The following is an 18352-nucleotide window of genomic DNA, read 5'->3' as shown; positions in this document are numbered from 1 at the left end:
ATCAGCCAATCTTTTTTAGCACCTGATCACTATTTTGCTGTACTCTCTGTATAATTTTTGTCGTGGACTGTTGGTGAACATGGGGTACAAAGACCATTTGGGTACCTAGGATGTGGAGCAAGCCCTCTTCTGGGAGCGGTTCATGCTGATAAGCCTCACCTTTAACAAAAACGTGGGGTTTTACAATTTCCAGAATCGGGATGGGGTTATCGGAAAGATTATCCCCGAATGGTACGATATAATCTACTGCTTCCAGTGCCCTGAGTACCTCGATGCGGTCGGCGAGTTTGTTTACGGGGCGTGAAGACCCTTTGAGGCGCCTGATACTTTCGTCTGTATTGATACCGACAATAAGGATGTCGCCCTTCGATTTTGCCTCACCGAGATAGTGTGCATGGCCAGCATGGAAGATATCAAAACAGCCATTTGTGAATACAATTTTATGATCTTTCCGTAACCTATTGCATAGCATTTCCAGTGCACCCAGGTCAGTCAGGATTTTGCCTTCCCGCTGGCCCAGATGTTCTGCCAGCTCCTGATTGCTGCAGCATGCTGTACCGCTTTTCTGGATACCAATCTGTGCTGCTTTTATACTTAAGTCAATAGCACTATCCTCATCCACGCGATTAAAGTAAGCGAGGGTAAGTGCAGTGAGGAAGGTATCGCCGGCGCCGGAGAAGTTTCCTTCTTTTAATGCGGTTACGGGAAAGTGTTTGGACGGCTGTTCTCTTTTATGTAGAACAACACCGTCTTTATCGAGCGTAAGAGCAACCCAGCGCGCACTTGATATTACGCAGAGACTCTCGGACCACTGCATGGCCTGTGCTACACGGTCTTCTTCTTCTTCTTGCCCCAGTATTTTGCGGGCTTCTTCGTAGTTTGGTTTGATCAGATCGGGTCTTAGCTCACGGTACCGGTAGTAATCTTTACTGTCCACGACGATTACTTTGCGATCCCGCAGCTGCTCTTCCACGAGCAGCTGGATTAGCTCGCTGGGTATATTACCTTTGTCATAGTCTGAGATAAAAACGATGTCAACTGTTTCCAGGGCCGCCTTCACATCATTCAGATAACGTTTAAGCAAGGTGTCGCTCAAAGTATATTTTTTGCCGATGTCGTACCGCAACAGACATTGCTGATCTCTGCGCAATCGGGTTTTTGTCAGTGTTTGACAGTCACTGTTATAGATGACTCTACTGGTATCCACATGCTGTCTTCGCAACTCGCGTGCAATGACCTGAGCACTGGGGTCGTCACCAAGTACAGTCACCACCTTCACATCTGCTCCCATATGGACTAGATTTGTGATCACGTTGCCGGCGCCACCGAGACAATGCTTTACACTTTGAACATCCAGCACCGGTACGGCGACATCAGGCGCGAGACGCTTGCATTCGCCGTCAAGGTAGATATCCAACATGCAGTCGCCGATCACAAGCACCCTGGGCCTGTTAAATCCATTCTTGACTAATTCATTTAATGCTAAATCCTTCATAATGTCTTTTCTTTAACGCAATGATTTGGTTTATTTCATGAAAATCGTCCACAATAAAATCCGGGGTAAATTTGGGATCGGCGATCCTGTGCAGGATTCGTTCTTCTCCCGTACGGTCGACAAGAATAGTTTTACATCCCGCAGCTCTACCTGCAGCAACATCATTGAGAATGTCACCTATCATCCACGATTGAGACAGGTCGATGTGATGTTCTTCTGCTGCCCGTAAAAGCATGCCGGGTAGTGGCTTACGACAGTTACATAAGGGTTCATCGGTGATATCGCCATGGGGACAATAATATATTTCATCGATAAAAATATGTTCGGACTTGAGTTGGTCGCGAAGTTCCGACAATGCAATTTCAAGATCGTCCACTGTGAAATAACGCTTAGCAATGCCCGATTGGTTGCTGACGATAATTAGTTTATATCCTCTTTTTTGCAACAGCCGTAATGCAGCAAACACATCTGGATAAAATTTGACGCGGGCTGGGTCTACATTATAAGGGACATCCTTGATGAGCGTGCCATCTTTGTCCAAAAAAACAGCTTTTTCCATGAATTATGCAATTAATTTTTTGTGTACCAACACATGTTCCCGTGTTACCGACGACAGCGTTATCTGTTGTTCGACTAAGGCACACAACTGATGAATGATATGTAGCTGTACTTCCTGAATGCGTGCGGTATCATCGGAAGGCACGATCAGGTTATGATCTCCATATTGCGAAGCCTCCCCGCCGTCTTTCCCAAGAAGGTTTACGCATGTGATTCCCATTTTACCAGCTTGTTGTAATGCAGAAACGATGTTGGCTGAATTGCCGCTGGTACTTAGGCAGATCAACATATCACCTTTTTGACCAAGCGCCTGTACCTGCCGGGAAAATATACTATCATAACCAAAATCGTTTGCCCAGGCTGTCAACACAGACGAATCTGTATTGAGTGACAATACAGGGTAACCGGGTCGCTCGGGTATTTCAAACCGGCCGACCAGTTCCGCGGCAAAATGCTGGCTTTCGGCAGCGCTGCCGCCGTTACCGCAGATCATAATTTTCTTGCCGCTGCGCAGCGTCTCGACCATTTTACGGGACAACCTGGCAATATCTATTGCCAGGACTTCCGACGCCCGCGCAAAAGTGTCTGAAGAACTTAAAAATCGCTGTTTGATCTGCATGACGATATCCTTTTCCCTTCCTTGAGGCATGCAATGCTCATAAAGCTGCGCAATGCTTTCACTGATTGCTTTCCAAGTGAAAGATCGCACATGTCTTAGTGCGTTCACGGAAAACTTCGTCCGTTTTTTCTCATTTTTTATCAGATCAATAATAACGGACGACAGCTGTTGGGGTTGTTGGGGTGGCACTAAGGCTCCTGTCTCTCCGTTACGTACAGTAAACGAAATTCCGCCTACATCAGCGCCGATTACAGGAGTGCCACATGCCATGGATTCCAATGGAGTGATACCAAAAGGCTCGTACCAAGGGGTAGTAATAAATAGCTCACTGGCAGCGTAATAATATTTGAGCAGATCACGCTCTTTCTGCCCGGTAAAGATAACCTTATCTTGTATATGGAGCGCTTCACACAACTGCCCAAGACGTTGAAACTCACTTTTATCATCGCTGGAATCGAAGTTTCCACCCACGACGAGCAGTCGTAGCTCGGGAATGACGTGCTGTGCGTGAGAGAACGCTTCAATGACATTATCGATGCCTTTCCGCTTAACCATGCGGCCCAGCTGCAATATATAGGTATATGTAGGATCAAGATCCAGTCTTTCCTTCGCTTCCGTCCGATCTAAGGGATAGAAATCTGCCGGGTTATAGCCACATGGAATGATTTCGATTTTATCCTGCGGAGCCTGGTAATGCTGAATCAAATCTTTTAAGTCGTTTGGACATTCAGCAATCACACGCTCGGCCTGCCAAATAATTTCTTTTTCGATCTTTTCCCTAATCTTAGGAAATTTGTCGGAACAACCCTGATGCAATCTACGGACAGCGCCGAGTGCGTGAAAAGTGATTACGAATGGGATATGCAGCTGTCTTTTGATTTCCATGGCCACCATGCCTGACAGCCAGAAGTGCGCATGAACCAGCTGGTAACTAAGAGCATTTGACTGCATAAATGCAATCATATTTTTTGTGAATTCGTCCATGTAATCATAGAGTTCTTCCTTCGGAACGACAGTTTCGGGACCTGCTTTAATATGGATGACCCGGACATTGGGTTTCCAATGAACAAGCTGCTGTTGAGATGTGTTTTCTAAACGTGTATAAATATCGACCTGATAGCCCATCAGGGCAAGCTGTTGAGCTACTTCCGCTACATAGACATTCTGACCGCCGCTATCCTTGCCGCCCAAAGTCGCCAGCGGCGAGGCATGGTCACTTATAAAAGCTATTTTCTTTTGCATGATATAAGAGTGTTAGTTAATTTTTTCGTGTATTAAATATTCCCATTGTTTTACAAAGCGCCTGATATCGAACAACTCCTGTGCCTTTTGTTGGGCTTGAGCGCCGAGCTTTTGCGCGTGCATCGGACTGTCAATAAGCATTTTCATTTTCTCGACAAGCTCATCGATATCCAGTCCGAGATAACCTGTTTTCCCATTCTCGATTACTGTCGAAAGTTCGGTCGTCGCAAGCCCAACGATTGGTAAACCGACCATCATGGCCTCACAAATAGAAAGGCCAAGACTGGTATACCGGATTGGATTAAAAAAGAAACGATAGTCCTTGATAAAATCAGGCAGGCGAGGATGCAGCACTTCTTGGAGACCTATCGGCTCGTTGCCCATGCCTATCAGGTCTAGTGGAACTTGTTTGCTTACATGTTCAAAAATGTCACTTCCGAGCATGCGTCCCCGCGCTGGCAAGTTGTTAATAACAACGATCCCTTTCTCAAGCCGCCCATTGTACACTGCTCCATGGACATCTACGCCGTGGGAAATAATACGGACGTCAGGGACTAAAGACTTCCACATTAAATTATTGAAATGGGTTACATGTACCAATGTTACGGCCGGATTGGTTACCGGGTGAACCTCGTCGCACGGGTGTTTCCAAGGAGGGTCATGTTCAATATATATTCTCGGCAGTTGCTGCTGTGAAGCTGAAAGGATAGCATATTGATCTTCCAGATAGTTTTCGTCGCATTGAAAAAGAATGAGATCAAGCTCGAGGTTGCGCACCTCATTGGCTGGAACCTCGATAACGTTTTCGCCGAAAGGAAATGTATTGCCCCTGCCCACAAACCGGGGACCGCGTTCAGGCGTATACGGAATGTAAATAACGTAATCTCCCTGAGATAAATAATACAAGTAAGAACCATGTATATGCCATGTTAATATGCGCGGTTTGTGTGTCATAGTTGTGCTTTTTTGTTCAACCTGTGGTGATACGGCTTTTGACGACCGTGTCAGACCTTTGCCTGATGAACGGTTATAAATGTAACTTGGTTGAATGGACTAATACTCAATTGAAGGAAAGAAATACCCTTGAAGACGTATTAAAACCTATAATTGCGTCCAATAACAACCAAACCCAATTAATGGACGTTACATCAGAAAACGCTATGGATATCAGACCGAAGCATCATCTTGAGCCACAAGAAATAGAGAGAAGCCTCCGGATGGTTATCATTGATGGGCTATGTTCAGAGATCGTTGTCTGCCTGAGCAGCGGGGCAATCTTGATGGGAGCAGCCTTATTGCTCGGGGCGAGCAATTTTCAGATTGGATTGCTCGCTTCTTTTCCAACATTGTGCAATCTAGCACAGTTGCTGACCATCGTATTAATCCAACGTTATCCTAACCGTAAGGTGATTACGGTGCTTTCCGTATTTATTGCGAAGTTGCCACTTTTGTTGATCGGCTTTGTTATGTGGAGCAATGCCAATCTTTCTTTCAATATACTGCTCGGCTTTATGTTTATTCATTATTTTCTGAGTGCGGTCGGCGGTGCAGGCTGGAACTCGTGGATCAAGGATCTTGTACCCGAACAACGTCTGGGAAGCTACTTTTCAAAGCGAACTAGGGTGATGCAAGTGACGAATATCGCGGTCAGCCTGATTGTGGCAGCATTGGTCGATTATTATGGTAACCGGGCTCCGGAGACACTTTCGGATCTCTATGGTGTATATTTTTTTTCCGCAGGCTTGATAGGGGCGGCAGGTGCTTTTTTTCTCGTGCAGGCCTGTGAACCGAAACAGCACATGTCAGGCGGCAATCTTGGGCCATTACTGCTTGAACCGCTTAAAAATCCGAATTTTAAAAACCTGTTGCTGTTCAACGCCGCTTGGTTACTGGCGATCAATCTTGCGATTCCGTTTTTCACCGTGTTTATGCTGAAGACACTTGGGCTGTCCATGAAGGTGGTCATTTTGCTGACGGTGGTCAGTCAGATCGCTAGTGTGGCCGGACTGCGATTGTGGGGGAATTTGTCGGATAGATACAGTAATAAAAGTATTATTTACCTAACAGCTCCAATTTATATTAGCTGTATTTTACTCTGGATATTTGTCGGTATATATTCGCGTGCTCTGCCCAATCTGGTGCTGTTAGTGCTCCTTCACATCATGACGGGCGTATCTACCGGAGGGATTAATCTAGCACTCACCAATATCGGCCTTAAGCTTGCCCCGAAAACAGATGCGATTATTTATATCACTGTCAAAAATATGGTCGCTTCATTTTTTACAGCTCTTGGTCCGATCTTCGGCGGCTTACTAGTGGATTACTTCTCCACCCGCGAGCTCCAGATCAGTATCTCCTGGAAAAGCCCCGGTCTACAGTCGATGGCCAAACTGATTTACCTGCATGAGTGGAACTTTCTATTTCTGCTGGCTTCCGTATTAGCATTTATCTCGCTTCGACTGCTAGCTAAAGTGCAGGAAAATGGAGAGGTAAGCCACCAACTGGTGAAGAGAATTATGAAAAAGCGCTTCCGTGCAGGCCTCAAAGAAACCCTGCTTGTCGGCAATATTATCACCTTACATGCTCAGCTAAAACAGATATTAAAGCGAAAAACCACGTCGAGCGACTAGCGACGTCAGTCGCTCGACGTGGTTTTTGTGATTAAATATCAATCAACGCGTAGCAGGTATCGTTTTTATGATGGCTCTTAAGCACTGGAACCGCCACATTGTAAATAGGTATACCGGCAGGCGACAGCGCATTAAATTTCCCTGCGTGAGCATGGCCGTGGAATGCGGCCGTTACCTTGCGGCGTTGTAACGGTTCCACTAAGTGTGAAGAACCCAAAAACGGGTAGATTTCCTTAGGTTCGCCCTCGACGGTCTCAGAAATAGGGGCATAATGAAGCAGGGCGACCTTTTTGATTGACGCATGCTCCTGTTCGAGGCGTGCCAGTGCACGATCAAGCAGCAATGACTCATTGACGGCTTCCTGGACAAAGCTCTTCATGGCATCCTCTCCAAACATCGAAAGCATATAGCGTTCAAACCCTCCGCCAAAACCCTTGACCCCTGCGAAGCCTATGTCTTCGATGACAATGGCCTCGCCGTCCAAAACGGTGATCTTATGATCTACCAGAATCTGACGGATCTGCTTCTGTCGGCCCTTTTCATAGTCATGATTACCCAGTACCGCGACGATGGGTAGTTTGATCGCTTGCAGTTCACTTACCAGAAGCTGAGCCTCCTCCTCATCACCAGTATCAGTTAAATCTCCACAAAGTAGCAGTACTTTTGCTTTTTGCGAAATCTCCTCAAATATGGGTTTCCATTTCCCAGCCTGATTGACGTTGATATGAATATCGCCCATGGCGGCGATTGTTGTTTTTGTTGGCATAGTTAAACTGTTTTTATAGTGTATGATTTATAGTCCCATTCCTTGATGTCGATCTGATATTGGGTTTGATCAATCAATGGACCCATACAGACTTTCTCCAAGCAAGCTGGGAGGTCATATTGCTGTTGTGCTCTTTTGATAAGTTCGTCAAATAGCGCTCTTGGGATAATCTCTTTGTAGTCATGGGGATACGTAAACTGAAAAATGATCAGCTGAGCTAAGAGCAGATGCCAATGCTGGTCCATACGCATGAGCAGCTGATCCCAGTTAAATTTTCGTCCATACCGTAGCCAGATATGGTTGATGTCTGCACTGTCGTGGCGTTCTCTGTTTTGAACATAAAGCTTACACCAGACAAGTTCTTCAGCAGGAATATAGCGCACTTTGGTATCGAACAGCACTGCTTCAGGACCGCGGTCGTACCAATCCTGTTCGACCGTGCAGTTGTGATTAACGCTGTCAAAAATGATATCGATAAAGTAAGGCTCTTGATATATTTTCGCCAGCCACCTTACGTCGGTAAGCTCGGTTTCATAACCGTGGGCTGCAAAATGTTTTAAAATGTTGGGGTACTCGCTGCTTTTGCAGAAGATGTCCAGATCTTTGGTGGGCCTTGTGATTCCGGTGTAGTGAAACATAGCTAGAGCTCCGCCGACCATAAATTGGCTTCCGCTTGCATGAAGCAGTTGAAGAGTATCCCGAAAGAACGATAAACAATCTTCAGGTAGATTATCGAGGTGTATCATGTTTTCTTTTTCTGTAAAACAGCCTGCCGATACCTGTGGTTTGGCATACTGCCTGAAAGCGTATTTGAACGTGAGCATGCAGTATAATTACTTATTTTTTACATTTGAACAACCGCGGTGCATAGCTATTGTTCTTTTCCTGAACATGCCGCAGTATAGCCGTTTTGATTTCAGAAGCGATTAAGGTAACTCTGATGAACTTTAACGGTCTAATCATCTGACCGATAGCAGGTGGCATAGTATATTGTTTAATACGTGAATAAACGCAATAGTATCCATGGAAACATTGTTTGGCTCGGGTGAAGAACTGACAGTTGTTCAGATGGCATTGCGGGCGCTGATCATGTTTATTGTAGCCCTGTTTTTAGTACGCTTAGGAGGTATGAGAATACTGGGCCGAAAATCGGGTGTCGATTTTGTTATCATTATCATGCTGGGATCCGTATTGGCCAGGGGTATCGTAGGAGCCTCACCTTTCGTGCCGACAGTGGCAGCAGGTTTTGTGATGATTATTACGAATAAACTGCTGGCACAGCTGGCTACGCGTTTTCCCCTTTTAGGCGATTTAATCAAAGGGAAGCCTGCGGTATTATATAAAGAAGGTAGGATACAATGGGATCAGATGCAACGACTTGGCGTGAGTAGGACGGATCTGCTGACTAGTCTACGGCTGGAAACGCTTAGTACACAGCTAGATGAAGTTGAAGTAGCCCTTATGGAACCCAATGGCCGGATTAGTTTTACATTGAAAAAGAAGTGACCACACTGCAATCTTATCGTTAACACTATGAATATGAAAGAAAAAAAAGCATATTCTTACTTTTATCGCAATGGCTTGAGCCCTGTGTTTTTGGGTCTTTTTATATGTACTTTGTGCATGCAGCTACTCACTGGCTGGAAAGTGTATAATGAAGAGTTGCAGCAGGCTCATTACCCGGCTATGCCTTTATTTAGCTACCTGAAGACAGGACATTGTATATCGGCCACCTTTGAGAACTTTGAAAGTGAATTCTTGCAAATGGCCATGTACGTATTGCTGACAGTAGGTCTCCGCCAATGGGCGTCTGCTGAATCGAAAAAATTCGACGAACCCGAGGCGGTGGACCGGGACCCTCAGCCAAATGCAGATGCTCCATATCCTGTGCGCAGGGGTGGCTGGATGTTGCGTCTTTATAGTTCATCTCTATTTATCTGTTTTGCCGTACTTTTTCTTGTGAGCTGGGCGGTACATTTCTATGGCAGCTGGCGGCACCATAATGCAGAACAGCTCCTTGACGGATTGCCGACGGACGGTGCTCTGGCTTACCTCATCATGCCGGAATTCTGGTTCGAAACTTTTCAGAACTGGCAAAGTGAGTTTCTATCTGTGCTAGCCATTGTCTTTTTCACCATATTCCTACGTCAAAAGGGGTCACCGGAATCGAAACCGGTGGATGCTCCACATAGTCAGACCGGTAAGGATTAAAAATCAGCAAGTGATACCAATTAATATATGTATATGAAGACAGCAACAATACTTGTTACCCTGATATTTAGTTGCTCTACCTTGGTTGGTTGCGGCAGCGGGGAGCAGAAAATGGAAGCGAATTCGAACGGTCCGGCGGATACCGTTGGTAAAAAAAATGGCCTACCCCTAGACAATTTGCAGCGCAGCCGAGGTAAGGATACAACGACGGAACAGGAAAATGATCGTTCTGGCGTTCCTTTGGACAATCTAGACCGCGATAAAAAGAAGGATTGATTACGAACGAACCTTATAATTGCGCTTATGCAAGCCGCAGAAGTTTGAGTGCTTCGTCCAGTACTTCACTTACAGGGATATGATCAACAAACGAATAGAGGTGTTCGCACTGCGCTGTTTTGGGTTCAAAAGGATACGGATTATTCGGCATGATGCCACATTTTGGACAACGTAGCTCCCAATCTATCAATATACGATGCCGGTGGCCGCTGAGAGGCCCCCAGTTAATCACATTTGGCGCCCAGAGTAAACCTATCGTACTGGCGCCTACCGCTCGGGCTAGGTGCAAAGGGCCGGTGTCATTTGAAATGACTAATGAACTTTTAGACTGCAAAGCCGCCAGCACCCCTAAGGAGATTCCCCTATAGAGAGCCACTGCTGAACAGGACATCTGCTCCCGAATGTGGTCAATAATATGCTTTTCATACACGTCGCCGGCGAGCACAATTTTATAGTTGTGCTCGGAAAGCCGATCGCCTAATCGTATAAATTTTTCGGCCGGCCAGCGTCTGCGTGGATCAGTAGCGCCTGGATGAAACACGATGAATCGCCCTTTTATATCTGCCTCCTCCAGTAATATATTAGCTTGTACAGACTCTTGGTCTTTTAAACAGATCACAGGATCGAGTGGACATGGACGTTTGGTAACCAGACTCACCAGTTCACAATAGCGTAGTACCTCGTTCTGGTAATATGTATATGGAACCTGAAGGTCATATCGATAGGGCGTAGGAGGGGTATGGCCTACTGTAAGGCGAGCTCCTAAATGTTGGATAAATGCTGCTGAACGTGGGTGGCAACCCTGAAAATTGAAAACGATATCAAAGCTTTCGTTATCGAGCAACGACCAGAATTCCGTATTTGGCTCCTCAGGATCGGAGAGTGAAGATACACGGTAACATTGCGGTACCGGAATGACGCGGTCAAATGCACAGCGTCCCGGAGTAATGAACTGCTGATGCCAGGGTAGTCCGAACAGGATGATTTCTGCGGCCGGATAAATTTCTTTAAGAGCCTTAACTGCCGGAAGACAGACCAATAGGTCACCCAGTCCATTAGTGGCCCGCAGGACAGCGATCTTTTGAATACTATTTTGCATAAAGAGTTTCTGAAAAGAACTTTGTAAGTATGGCTAGGGTTCTGCCAAAGGCTATAATCCAAGTTAATACGCATTATGTCGTAGTAGTACGTGTGGGCCAGTGTTTACATCATGATGCATTCGACGGCCTTATAAGGACCGATACTACTCCACGTAGTTGTACGACTTTGATCTGTTAACTACTTAAAATGCCTCTTGATACAACTTTTCGAGCTGTATTACTGTTCAACTTTCGAATAAATTTAAAAATGAACGATAGACTTATGAAAAAAGTTTTTTTCACTCTGTTAGCACTCCTCGGATTGTGGGGCTGCGGCAACAACAGCAATAAAGGAGCTGACTCCAATGCTACGTATGATTCATCCATGACACCTGACGTGGATACCACGGGTATGTCCACTAACGACTCATTAGGGAACGATAGGACTGACAGTTTGCAGCGGCAGCCATCGCCTGCACGACCTGAATAGATACGGAGAAAAGAAGTATGCGCAACATATGGATTTCAGTATTACTGTTTACGAGGCTAGGATGCATATTGTACCTTAGCCTCTTTTTTGCGTCAGTGCGTGCACAAGACAGCAGTCGGCTTTCGGCGGATACGACTACTCTCAAAGATTCGCTTCCCGAGAATCCGCTCGCCACGGCACGCGGATATCTACAGCAATGGCGACAGCAGCTAGATAAGTACTACGCGGGGCTAGATAGCGTCAAGCGCAATGTAGCGTGGCAAAGGCAGCAGCAGGATCAATCAACACCGAGGCAAGCGGGGGAGTACATCGACCGTATGCTGCCGAATCTTAATAGACTGCAACATAAGATCAAGTTATTTCGTAACCAGACCATACCCCAAGATTCGACAGCCACAGTCTGGCGGGCTGTCCAAGACAGCGCTACGGTATTGGATCAGGAAGCAGAAGCATTGCAGATGGATTTAGCTGAACTAGCTATGAGAGTGCGGCAGCAACAGCAGCTGCTTCAATCTGAGCGTAGTGATCCGTTCTGGGGGCGGTGGCTCGCGCTTATGCATAAAAATCTTGAGCAGGATGGCCTCTCCATGCCTTATGTTGATCAAGCTTGGGACGGCCGCTTTTTACTACTTTTGGTTAGCCTGGCATACCTTTATTGGCTTTATCGGATGCGCCGGCAGGATGTTGGACGGAGCGAGCGGCTACCGCTTCATCGCAATCAGCCCTGGTGGATTCCGATCCTAAAATTGGGTGTCTTTTTCCTGATTGCACTGCCGTTGACCTCTTTCCGGATTCCAGTACTTGTACTGGAACTGAGCTACCTCTTGATCTTTAGTTTCTTGTATCTTTTGACGCGCTCCGAGCTGCCGACGTTTAAGATCAGGGTGATGCGCCTGGTCTTCTTGTATTATATCGCACTTCTGATAGTCAACTTGTTGCTTGGGACGGATCTGTTCACGAGAAGTTTATCCGTCATTGTTAATATTTTTGGGATCGGCCTGATATGGGCGTTGGGGCGGAAGACCGCAAATCAGAATCCGCTTGATCATCTGAATCGTTTATCCCGATGGGCATTGTTGGTAATCATATCGCTATCTGTGATATTTCATATTGCGGGCTTTATGAATCTTGCACGGACATGTGCTATTGCTGGTGGAATCGGACTGCTGCAAGCGTTGTCTTTGCGTGGCTTCCGGGATATGCTGGCGCATGATGTGCTCAATTCTTACGAAAATGCCGAGGCAGACCGATTTGTACGCAGATTGGACAAATTTCGGCTTATTGCCACAGTTCGTCGGATAACGCACCTTTTTACCATTATCCTAGTCATTATTGTGTGGACAAATTCCCTGCATCTGACCAGCGAAGTACGTCGCGTAGTGGAGCATCTGCTAAACACCAGCCATCATATCGGGAGCATTACCTATACCTATGGCGATGTTTTGCTAGCCGTTGCTGTTGTGGCCATGGCAAACTGGATCCAAAAAAATCTTAAAGAGTTGCTGGATCAGCCTGGGGCGCAAAACAACCAACGTCGAATAGCTCTTTTGCCGTTGGTACGGGTACTTGTTTTTATCATAGGTTTTTTGATCGGAATCCGAATTTTGGGCCTTGGCATAGATAAGCTGACCGTCATTGTAGGGGCACTCAGTGTCGGAATCGGGCTGGGACTGCAGAATATCATTAATAATTTTGTTTCGGGCGTTATCCTGGTGTTTGAACGCCCGTTTAAAGTCGGGGACTATATCGAGTTGGCAGATAAAAAAGGACAAGTCAAACAAGTGGGCATCCGATCCAGTACCTTGCTTACTGATCAAGGCGCTCAGGTCATCATTCCAAATGGGGACCTGCTTTCAGGCAGGCTCGTGAACTGGACGTTTGAAGAGTCCGATATCCGTTTAAATTTGCAGCTAACATTCACGACCGCGCGGCACATTGAAAAATGGAAAAGTTGGCTCGAAAGCTGTATTCATACATTTCCGGAAATAGATCGTACCGTACCGATTAAAATACTTACAAAAGATATCGCCGGCGATGCTTACGTACTGTTCGTGCAGGTCGGCATTCACAATGTAGAGCAAATAGAAAATTTCAGGAGCAAGTTTTTGGAACAGATCAAAGCAGAAGCTGCGGTGGATGATTCCAAAGTAAGCTCTGCTTAAAGATCTTTACGGCATTGATCACTCTTCTGATCGGTAGTAAGCCCAGCCTTGTAGCTGTTCGACTTCATTTGCTTGCCTGAGGTCCACCACGGTATTGAGACCGAGCTCAAAAGACTGGAGGCTGGCAGCATTCAGTTCGTGAATTGGGTAGAAGATAGCATTTTCGTTAGGCATGTCTACATTTCCCTGTAACCATTTGTAACCTTCGGCGTGAAAGTTATCGATCAATGTATCCGTAATGGCATTCAGGTAACGCATCATCTTTTTAATCCAGATGCGCTCGTCCTCTACGCGGTCGGGATAGTGTTCGTTGGTGAAATCAAGTATTAACTGTTCGCCCTCATCGCCAAAACCATCGCGGATCATGGCGAGCCCCATACTTCTGGCTTCTTCCTGATAGTAATCGTTGTTATACGACAATTCTAGCTCACCAGCAATAGGGCTGGCTTCAATTTTTGCGCGGAGCGCCATTTGTCTGTTGAGGAGCTCATGAATATAGTCAAATGTCTGTTCCATACCAAATATATTTAATAAGTTGGAGGACAAAGCTATTGGCTTTGTCCCCGAATTGGAAAGGTGGAGTAATTATGATATTATTTCAATGTGGGCTTTGGAATCTTGGTTTTTCCTGGCGTCGGTATGCCTGGGATACTGCTGTTAGACGTACCCCCGTTGGGCATTGTGCTGGATGTCGGTTTTATAGTTTTTATCTGATCTAGATGTTTTTCGAACCTAGGCACCTTATCGCCGGCAAATTTTCGTAAGTCGGCATCGGTAGTAGCCGTGCCTGTGTTGGCATCTTTAAAAAGATTAATGGCATCCTGATGGCTTTTTACCATCATGTCAGTATATACACTGTCAAAAGTTGCGGCGTCAGCATTATTCAGCTTATCGATCATATCTTTATAATTCTGATCGTCAGCTGTATTCAACTGCCAGTTTTTGTTTTTTACCAACGTGGATAATTCATTGCTGGCGGCGGTATGATCATCAACGATCATCTGTGCATACTGCTTTATATTCTGATTCTGGGATTTGCTCAGTGCAATATTGGCTGCCTGTAATTCAAAATTGTTGCTGGCGGTAGCCTTGCTTGCAAAATCCAGATCACCTTGTTGTGCGCCGGTGGTCGCTGCAGTGTCCTGCGCCTTGGCAACCATGGCCCAGGCGAAAATGGCCATGCATAAGCCGAGAGTTTTTAAAATGGTTTTCATGATACTAATTATTAATTATTAACGATTTCTTTTAGTTCGCGTGTCATTCCCTTTGCGCCTATAATGGATTATGATATAGGTCGCCACCAGGATAAATACGATGCCAATTACAATGGATGTAAACATATGCTTCTGTTTTGTTTGTCTATTCGCAATAGGAACAAGCATCAAGAAAGTTGTGTTTGAGGAAGCGGAATTTTGCGTATTTCAAGCAGTATTCGCCATGGATACGTTTTCGATGCGTAGAAATTCTTAATGCGGCCGATGAATTGTCATTGAAACTCATGAATAACGAAGTTGCTTTTTCCAAAACTATTTTTAACCGAAGGCAGTTTTTGTTGAAAAATCCACTTATTATATAAAAGTATAGCAAACTATGACGCAATTAGTTTTGGTAGATGACCATAGGCTGGTACGGTCCGGTTTCCGATTGATTTTAGAAGCTCAAAAAGATATAACTGTGATTGCAGAAGCAGAAAATGGGCAAGCTGCTTTAGCCTATTTGGCTCAAGGTGTACATCCGGATGTGATCTTGACCGATATTCATATGGACGGTATGAGCAGCATCCAGTTTATTCAGCAAGTGAAGCAGCAATATGCTGAAGTAAAGTTAATTGTGTTGTCAATGGATGATAAGTTCTTTACCGTACAGGAAGCCCTAAGTAGCGGTGCTGACGGCTATTTGCTTAAAAGTTCGCATGCCGAAGAAATTTTATTTGGTATCCAGCAAGTACAACGCGGCATCCGTTACATCAGTTCGGCTTTAAGCATCAATCTGATCAGTAATTCCGTGCAGTTTACACCTACAGAAGCTGACAGAGCGCAAGTGATGGCCAGATACGACATTTCAGAACGCGACATGCTGGTTTTAGAGCTGATCGCCCAAGGATATACAAATGCAGAGATTGCAGATCAGATCTTTTTAAGCAAGCGCACGGTAGAAGGACACCGGCAGCAGCTCATTGAAAAAACCAAATCAAAGAACACAGCCGGTTTAGTTCGTTTTGGCTTCCAGAACAAGCTATTGGTTTAGAAAAATAACTGGACAATTGAATGCTGGCAAGCCGGAACGGGTTATGACGAGATCCGTCATAACCCATTACATGTCGTCAATCCCTTAAATAGTAGTTTCGTCTAAGTCTGACGGTGGGGACATCGGTTCAGAAGGTAGTCCCTCAGCATCATTAGCGCTCTGATCCCATTCTTCTTGGTCGATTTCAGGAAATGCATTCTCACCTTCAATTCCTACCTCCTCATCAAATCCCAAGTCATCCTCATCAGGTATTTCGGGCTGTTTGTTGGGGTCGTTTTCTGGCAGTTCCTCTTCAGGCTGGTTGGGTATTTCGCCGGGAAAGTCTTCCGGTCCAGGCTGAGATACAATAGCTGCTGCAATAACAGGCACTCCTTGGTGCTTTTGTTGTTCGATCTCTGTTTTATTCATGGTTCTTGACATTTGGTTCTACCTATTGAACGAAAGTAACCAACATATGGTTAAGCGAATAAGTACGCATTCCAATTTGATTTATACGAAAAAAAAGCTGCAGCGAAGAGGTATACTTGCCTTTAGAACGTGTTTTTACTTTGCGAAAGCGAAATATGCGTGATCTGAATCATTATAGTGAATTCAGTAAACCAAAACAGTAAACTTATTGTTCAACTCACAGAGCTTAACGCAAGAAGCGCAATGATCGGAGACCGCTGCGCTTCCAGAATTAAATAGATCATAGAATAAACAATATTTTTAAACTTTAAACATCGATATTATGGCATTAACTACAGGAAATGAAGGTGAAATTACCAAAAAAATAGAACAGCAGACTTCGAAGGTACCGTCCACGTTATTTTTGGGCGCAGCATTGGTTGCCATGGGCGTGTCAGCAGCGCTCAAATGCATGGCTAATGACAAGACTGCATTATTCGTCGGCCAATGGGCAGCGCCATTTTTATTGTTAGGAATTTACAATAAAATTGTGAAAACTGAAGGGCACGATTAAAATTTAAGTCACCACTTTGGTAAGTAAAATGGAAAATGAAGGGACCGTCCTACGTTACGGATGGTCCCTTTCTAAACTACTCATCTAATACAGGCACCTCAGCCATTTTTTCTGGTCGATGTACCGGACTTATCTGCTTTTGATACTACATCCATATCTTGACTAGCGCCTTGTCTTCTTTTCCTTTTGGAATCGTGATTTTCACGTGCTGCATCGATGGAGTGCGTGCAGGTTAGGTCGTTTTCCTTTAATGCTAATTCCGCGATATGCGAATAGAATTTTGCAAGTTGGTCCAGTTCGTCTTCGCTTAGATCTTCGAGGTTAACCATACGATTACTGGTCCCCTGGTGCGAAGCAATCAGCTCATTAAGTTTTAAATGGATTGCTTTGGAGTCCTTATTCTGCGATTTCTGTATTAGAAAAACCATTAAAAAGGTGACAATAGTTGTCCCTGTGTTGATGACGAGCTGCCAAGTTTCGGAATAATTGAATACGGGACCACTTATTGCCCAGATAATCACGGTAGAGGTCGCCAAAATAAAGGCGGCGGAACTACCAGTGGCATGAGTTGCCCAATTTGAAAATCGCTCGAACAAGTTTTTCTTATTTTTGTTCTTTTTCATTATTTACATTGTTTAGCCTGTAGACAGTGATGGGACGTCTATAACACAAGTTATAGGTTCAAAATTCCTATTAAATATCCAATAGTCATTGACAACAGCGCGTTGATGTGCAGTAATAAAACTGGTTATATAATCTGCAACAGTGGTTTTACCTGCATGGCTACAACTCCTGTCCGTATAGGCTGCGACACGATAAAAGCTATTGCGCGCGCGATATCTTCGGCGTACAGCATGTCCATATCGTCAATCTTTTGTTGTTGCTCTTCCGGTGGATAAGGTTGCATATCAGTACCGACCGCGCCGGGTTCAATTAGCGACACCTGGATTCCCTTCGGATTGACTTCTTTACGAAGAGATTCGGTAAATGCCTGAATAGCACCTTTGGAGCAGACGTATACGGAACTTTGCGCCTCCCGAACGTCCGCACTCATCGAACCTACGTTTACGATATGCCCAGCACCGCGAGGTTCCATCCGAATTAATGCTGAACGGGCACAGGCGAGATACCCGAGAATATTTGTCCGAAGCAAATAATCCTGGTCCGTATAGCTACCGTCTTTTACAGACTGAAAAGCAATTGCCGCATTGTTAATCAATATATCCAGCTGGTCATATTGATCGTCAAATTCCTTAAAAAGCTTTTCAATCCCTTCTTGAGTGGCGAGATCTACCACAATCCCGCGCAGCGATCCCGCCATCTCAAACTTTTCATAGTCGCGCAATGTGTCTTCCAGCTGTTGCTCGTGATGTCCGCAGACGAATATATCATTGCCGAGCGCAGCGAGCAGAAGTGCTGTTGCTCGCCCAATTCCAGTTGTGCCACCTGTGACCAATATTTTTTTACCCTTCACCCACGTAGGAGTGATTGCATCGAGGTAGTCTTTCGCGTCGCTTTTCATGATTATCGTTCTAAGTCTATTCTTATTTTTTATAGGAACATGATTTGAAATAGGAAGGTTTTGACCGGCAAGCGAAGGCGTATTTCTTGTTTTT

General features: G+C 45.2%; 20 protein-coding genes. 8 read left to right on the top strand and 12 right to left on the bottom strand.

Translation table 11 applies throughout. The features are described 5' to 3' along the window. Position 1: 1 nt before the first annotated feature. Genes FGL37_RS21820 through FGL37_RS21805 form a run of 4 tightly spaced genes read right to left on the bottom strand, consistent with a single transcriptional unit; the run spans position 2 to position 4868 of the window. A complete protein-coding gene (locus FGL37_RS21820; RefSeq protein ID WP_028070261.1) occupies positions 2–1495 on the bottom strand; it encodes a PfkB family carbohydrate kinase in 1494 nt (497 codons plus the stop codon). Then, positions 1473–2054, bottom strand: coding sequence for a D-glycero-alpha-D-manno-heptose-1,7-bisphosphate 7-phosphatase (locus FGL37_RS21815; protein WP_028070262.1), 582 nt, complete (start codon positions 2052–2054; stop codon positions 1473–1475). The genes FGL37_RS21820 and FGL37_RS21815 overlap by 23 nt, the downstream gene beginning before the upstream one ends. 3 nt (positions 2055–2057) lie before the next feature. Next, positions 2058–3914, bottom strand: a complete 1857-nt coding sequence (locus FGL37_RS21810; protein ID WP_081817888.1) for a glycosyltransferase — start codon at positions 3912–3914, stop codon at positions 2058–2060. A 12-nt stretch (positions 3915–3926) separates the two neighbouring features. Next, on the bottom strand, positions 3927–4868 hold the full coding sequence (locus FGL37_RS21805) for a glycosyltransferase (protein ID WP_028070263.1): 942 nt from the start codon (positions 4866–4868) through the stop codon (positions 3927–3929). A 182-nt stretch (positions 4869–5050) separates the two neighbouring features. Here FGL37_RS21805 and FGL37_RS21800 point away from each other — a divergent pair, with 182 nt between their 5' ends. Beyond that, a complete protein-coding gene (locus tag FGL37_RS21800) occupies positions 5051–6544 on the top strand; it encodes an MFS transporter (RefSeq protein WP_028070264.1) in 1494 nt (497 codons plus the stop codon). A 31-nt stretch (positions 6545–6575) separates the two neighbouring features. Here FGL37_RS21800 and FGL37_RS21795 read toward each other — a convergent pair whose 3' ends face one another. Continuing rightward, entirely contained in the window at positions 6576–7310 is a 735-nt protein-coding gene (locus FGL37_RS21795; protein ID WP_028070265.1) for a metallophosphoesterase family protein, read from the bottom strand. A 2-nt stretch (positions 7311–7312) separates the two neighbouring features. Next, positions 7313–8134: a nucleotidyltransferase gene (locus tag FGL37_RS21790; RefSeq protein ID WP_232048759.1), complete on the bottom strand. Its 822-nt coding sequence runs from the start codon at positions 8132–8134 to the stop codon at positions 7313–7315. 199 nt (positions 8135–8333) lie between these two features. On the opposite strand from FGL37_RS21790, the gene FGL37_RS21785 reads away from it, so the two are divergent. From FGL37_RS21785 to FGL37_RS21775, 3 genes are read left to right on the top strand one after another with little or no spacing between them, the layout of a single operon-like run. Continuing rightward, a complete protein-coding gene (locus tag FGL37_RS21785; RefSeq protein ID WP_028070267.1) occupies positions 8334–8816 on the top strand; it encodes a DUF421 domain-containing protein in 483 nt (160 codons plus the stop codon). Positions 8817–8849: 33 nt separating this feature from the next. Then, positions 8850–9521, top strand: a complete 672-nt coding sequence (locus FGL37_RS21780) for a DUF6766 family protein (protein WP_028070268.1) — start codon at positions 8850–8852, stop codon at positions 9519–9521. Between the two features lie 33 nt (positions 9522–9554). Continuing rightward, on the top strand, positions 9555–9797 hold the full coding sequence (locus FGL37_RS21775) for a hypothetical protein (protein WP_138097024.1): 243 nt from the start codon (positions 9555–9557) through the stop codon (positions 9795–9797). 25 nt (positions 9798–9822) lie between these two features. On the opposite strand, the gene FGL37_RS21770 is transcribed toward FGL37_RS21775, so the two are convergent. Further along, a complete protein-coding gene (locus tag FGL37_RS21770; protein ID WP_028070270.1) occupies positions 9823–10896 on the bottom strand; it encodes a glycosyltransferase family 9 protein in 1074 nt (357 codons plus the stop codon). A 248-nt stretch (positions 10897–11144) separates the two neighbouring features. On the opposite strand from FGL37_RS21770, the gene FGL37_RS21765 reads away from it, so the two are divergent. Both FGL37_RS21765 and FGL37_RS21760 read left to right on the top strand, forming a co-directional pair. Beyond that, positions 11145–11366: a hypothetical protein gene (locus tag FGL37_RS21765; protein WP_138097022.1), complete on the top strand. Its 222-nt coding sequence runs from the start codon at positions 11145–11147 to the stop codon at positions 11364–11366. 17 nt (positions 11367–11383) lie between these two features. Further along, complete coding sequence (locus tag FGL37_RS21760; protein ID WP_081817889.1) at positions 11384–13528, top strand: mechanosensitive ion channel family protein; 2145 nt, start codon at positions 11384–11386, stop codon at positions 13526–13528. A gap of 18 nt (positions 13529–13546) precedes the next feature. On the opposite strand, the gene FGL37_RS21755 is transcribed toward FGL37_RS21760, so the two are convergent. Together FGL37_RS21755 and FGL37_RS21750 are read right to left on the bottom strand one after the other, a co-directional pair. Next, on the bottom strand, positions 13547–14044 hold the full coding sequence (locus tag FGL37_RS21755) for a hypothetical protein (RefSeq protein WP_028070273.1): 498 nt from the start codon (positions 14042–14044) through the stop codon (positions 13547–13549). A gap of 77 nt (positions 14045–14121) precedes the next feature. Next, positions 14122–14742, bottom strand: a complete 621-nt coding sequence (locus FGL37_RS21750) for a DUF4142 domain-containing protein (protein WP_081817890.1) — start codon at positions 14740–14742, stop codon at positions 14122–14124. Positions 14743–15118: 376 nt separating this feature from the next. Here FGL37_RS21750 and FGL37_RS21745 point away from each other — a divergent pair, with 376 nt between their 5' ends. Next, positions 15119–15775: a response regulator transcription factor gene (locus tag FGL37_RS21745; protein ID WP_028070275.1), complete on the top strand. Its 657-nt coding sequence runs from the start codon at positions 15119–15121 to the stop codon at positions 15773–15775. A gap of 84 nt (positions 15776–15859) precedes the next feature. On the opposite strand, the gene FGL37_RS21740 is transcribed toward FGL37_RS21745, so the two are convergent. After that, on the bottom strand, positions 15860–16183 hold the full coding sequence (locus FGL37_RS21740) for a hypothetical protein (RefSeq protein WP_028070276.1): 324 nt from the start codon (positions 16181–16183) through the stop codon (positions 15860–15862). A gap of 322 nt (positions 16184–16505) precedes the next feature. Here FGL37_RS21740 and FGL37_RS21735 point away from each other — a divergent pair, with 322 nt between their 5' ends. Continuing rightward, positions 16506–16736, top strand: a complete 231-nt coding sequence (locus FGL37_RS21735; RefSeq protein WP_028070277.1) for a hypothetical protein — start codon at positions 16506–16508, stop codon at positions 16734–16736. A gap of 98 nt (positions 16737–16834) precedes the next feature. On the opposite strand, the gene FGL37_RS21730 is transcribed toward FGL37_RS21735, so the two are convergent. Beyond that, on the bottom strand, positions 16835–17359 hold the full coding sequence (locus FGL37_RS21730; protein ID WP_028070278.1) for a low affinity iron permease family protein: 525 nt from the start codon (positions 17357–17359) through the stop codon (positions 16835–16837). Positions 17360–17484: 125 nt separating this feature from the next. After that, positions 17485–18258, bottom strand: a complete 774-nt coding sequence (locus FGL37_RS21725; RefSeq protein WP_028070279.1) for an SDR family oxidoreductase — start codon at positions 18256–18258, stop codon at positions 17485–17487. Positions 18259–18352: the final 94 nt, after the last annotated feature.

Origin of the sequence: Sphingobacterium thalpophilum, assembly GCF_901482695.1 — a bacterium.
GTDB lineage: Bacteria > Bacteroidota > Bacteroidia > Sphingobacteriales > Sphingobacteriaceae > Sphingobacterium > Sphingobacterium thalpophilum.
This window is presented reverse-complemented; position numbering and strand designations above follow the sequence as displayed.

Coding starts and splice junctions, on each gene's coding strand:
- FGL37_RS21820 (WP_028070261.1), bottom strand. CDS start 1,495: ATGAAGGATTTAGCATTAAATGAATTAGTCAAGAATGGATTTAACAGG.
- FGL37_RS21815 (WP_028070262.1), bottom strand. CDS start 2,054: ATGGAAAAAGCTGTTTTTTTGGACAAAGATGGCACGCTCATCAAGGAT.
- FGL37_RS21810 (WP_081817888.1), bottom strand. CDS start 3,914: ATGCAAAAGAAAATAGCTTTTATAAGTGACCATGCCTCGCCGCTGGCG.
- FGL37_RS21805 (WP_028070263.1), bottom strand. CDS start 4,868: ATGACACACAAACCGCGCATATTAACATGGCATATACATGGTTCTTAC.
- FGL37_RS21800 (WP_028070264.1), top strand. CDS start 5,051: ATGGACGTTACATCAGAAAACGCTATGGATATCAGACCGAAGCATCAT.
- FGL37_RS21795 (WP_028070265.1), bottom strand. CDS start 7,310: ATGCCAACAAAAACAACAATCGCCGCCATGGGCGATATTCATATCAAC.
- FGL37_RS21790 (WP_232048759.1), bottom strand. CDS start 8,134: ATGCTCACGTTCAAATACGCTTTCAGGCAGTATGCCAAACCACAGGTA.
- FGL37_RS21785 (WP_028070267.1), top strand. CDS start 8,334: ATGGAAACATTGTTTGGCTCGGGTGAAGAACTGACAGTTGTTCAGATG.
- FGL37_RS21780 (WP_028070268.1), top strand. CDS start 8,850: ATGAAAGAAAAAAAAGCATATTCTTACTTTTATCGCAATGGCTTGAGC.
- FGL37_RS21775 (WP_138097024.1), top strand. CDS start 9,555: ATGAAGACAGCAACAATACTTGTTACCCTGATATTTAGTTGCTCTACC.
- FGL37_RS21770 (WP_028070270.1), bottom strand. CDS start 10,896: ATGCAAAATAGTATTCAAAAGATCGCTGTCCTGCGGGCCACTAATGGA.
- FGL37_RS21765 (WP_138097022.1), top strand. CDS start 11,145: ATGAACGATAGACTTATGAAAAAAGTTTTTTTCACTCTGTTAGCACTC.
- FGL37_RS21760 (WP_081817889.1), top strand. CDS start 11,384: ATGCGCAACATATGGATTTCAGTATTACTGTTTACGAGGCTAGGATGC.
- FGL37_RS21755 (WP_028070273.1), bottom strand. CDS start 14,044: ATGGAACAGACATTTGACTATATTCATGAGCTCCTCAACAGACAAATG.
- FGL37_RS21750 (WP_081817890.1), bottom strand. CDS start 14,742: ATGAAAACCATTTTAAAAACTCTCGGCTTATGCATGGCCATTTTCGCC.
- FGL37_RS21745 (WP_028070275.1), top strand. CDS start 15,119: ATGACGCAATTAGTTTTGGTAGATGACCATAGGCTGGTACGGTCCGGT.
- FGL37_RS21740 (WP_028070276.1), bottom strand. CDS start 16,183: ATGAATAAAACAGAGATCGAACAACAAAAGCACCAAGGAGTGCCTGTT.
- FGL37_RS21735 (WP_028070277.1), top strand. CDS start 16,506: ATGGCATTAACTACAGGAAATGAAGGTGAAATTACCAAAAAAATAGAA.
- FGL37_RS21730 (WP_028070278.1), bottom strand. CDS start 17,359: ATGAAAAAGAACAAAAATAAGAAAAACTTGTTCGAGCGATTTTCAAAT.
- FGL37_RS21725 (WP_028070279.1), bottom strand. CDS start 18,258: ATGAAAAGCGACGCGAAAGACTACCTCGATGCAATCACTCCTACGTGG.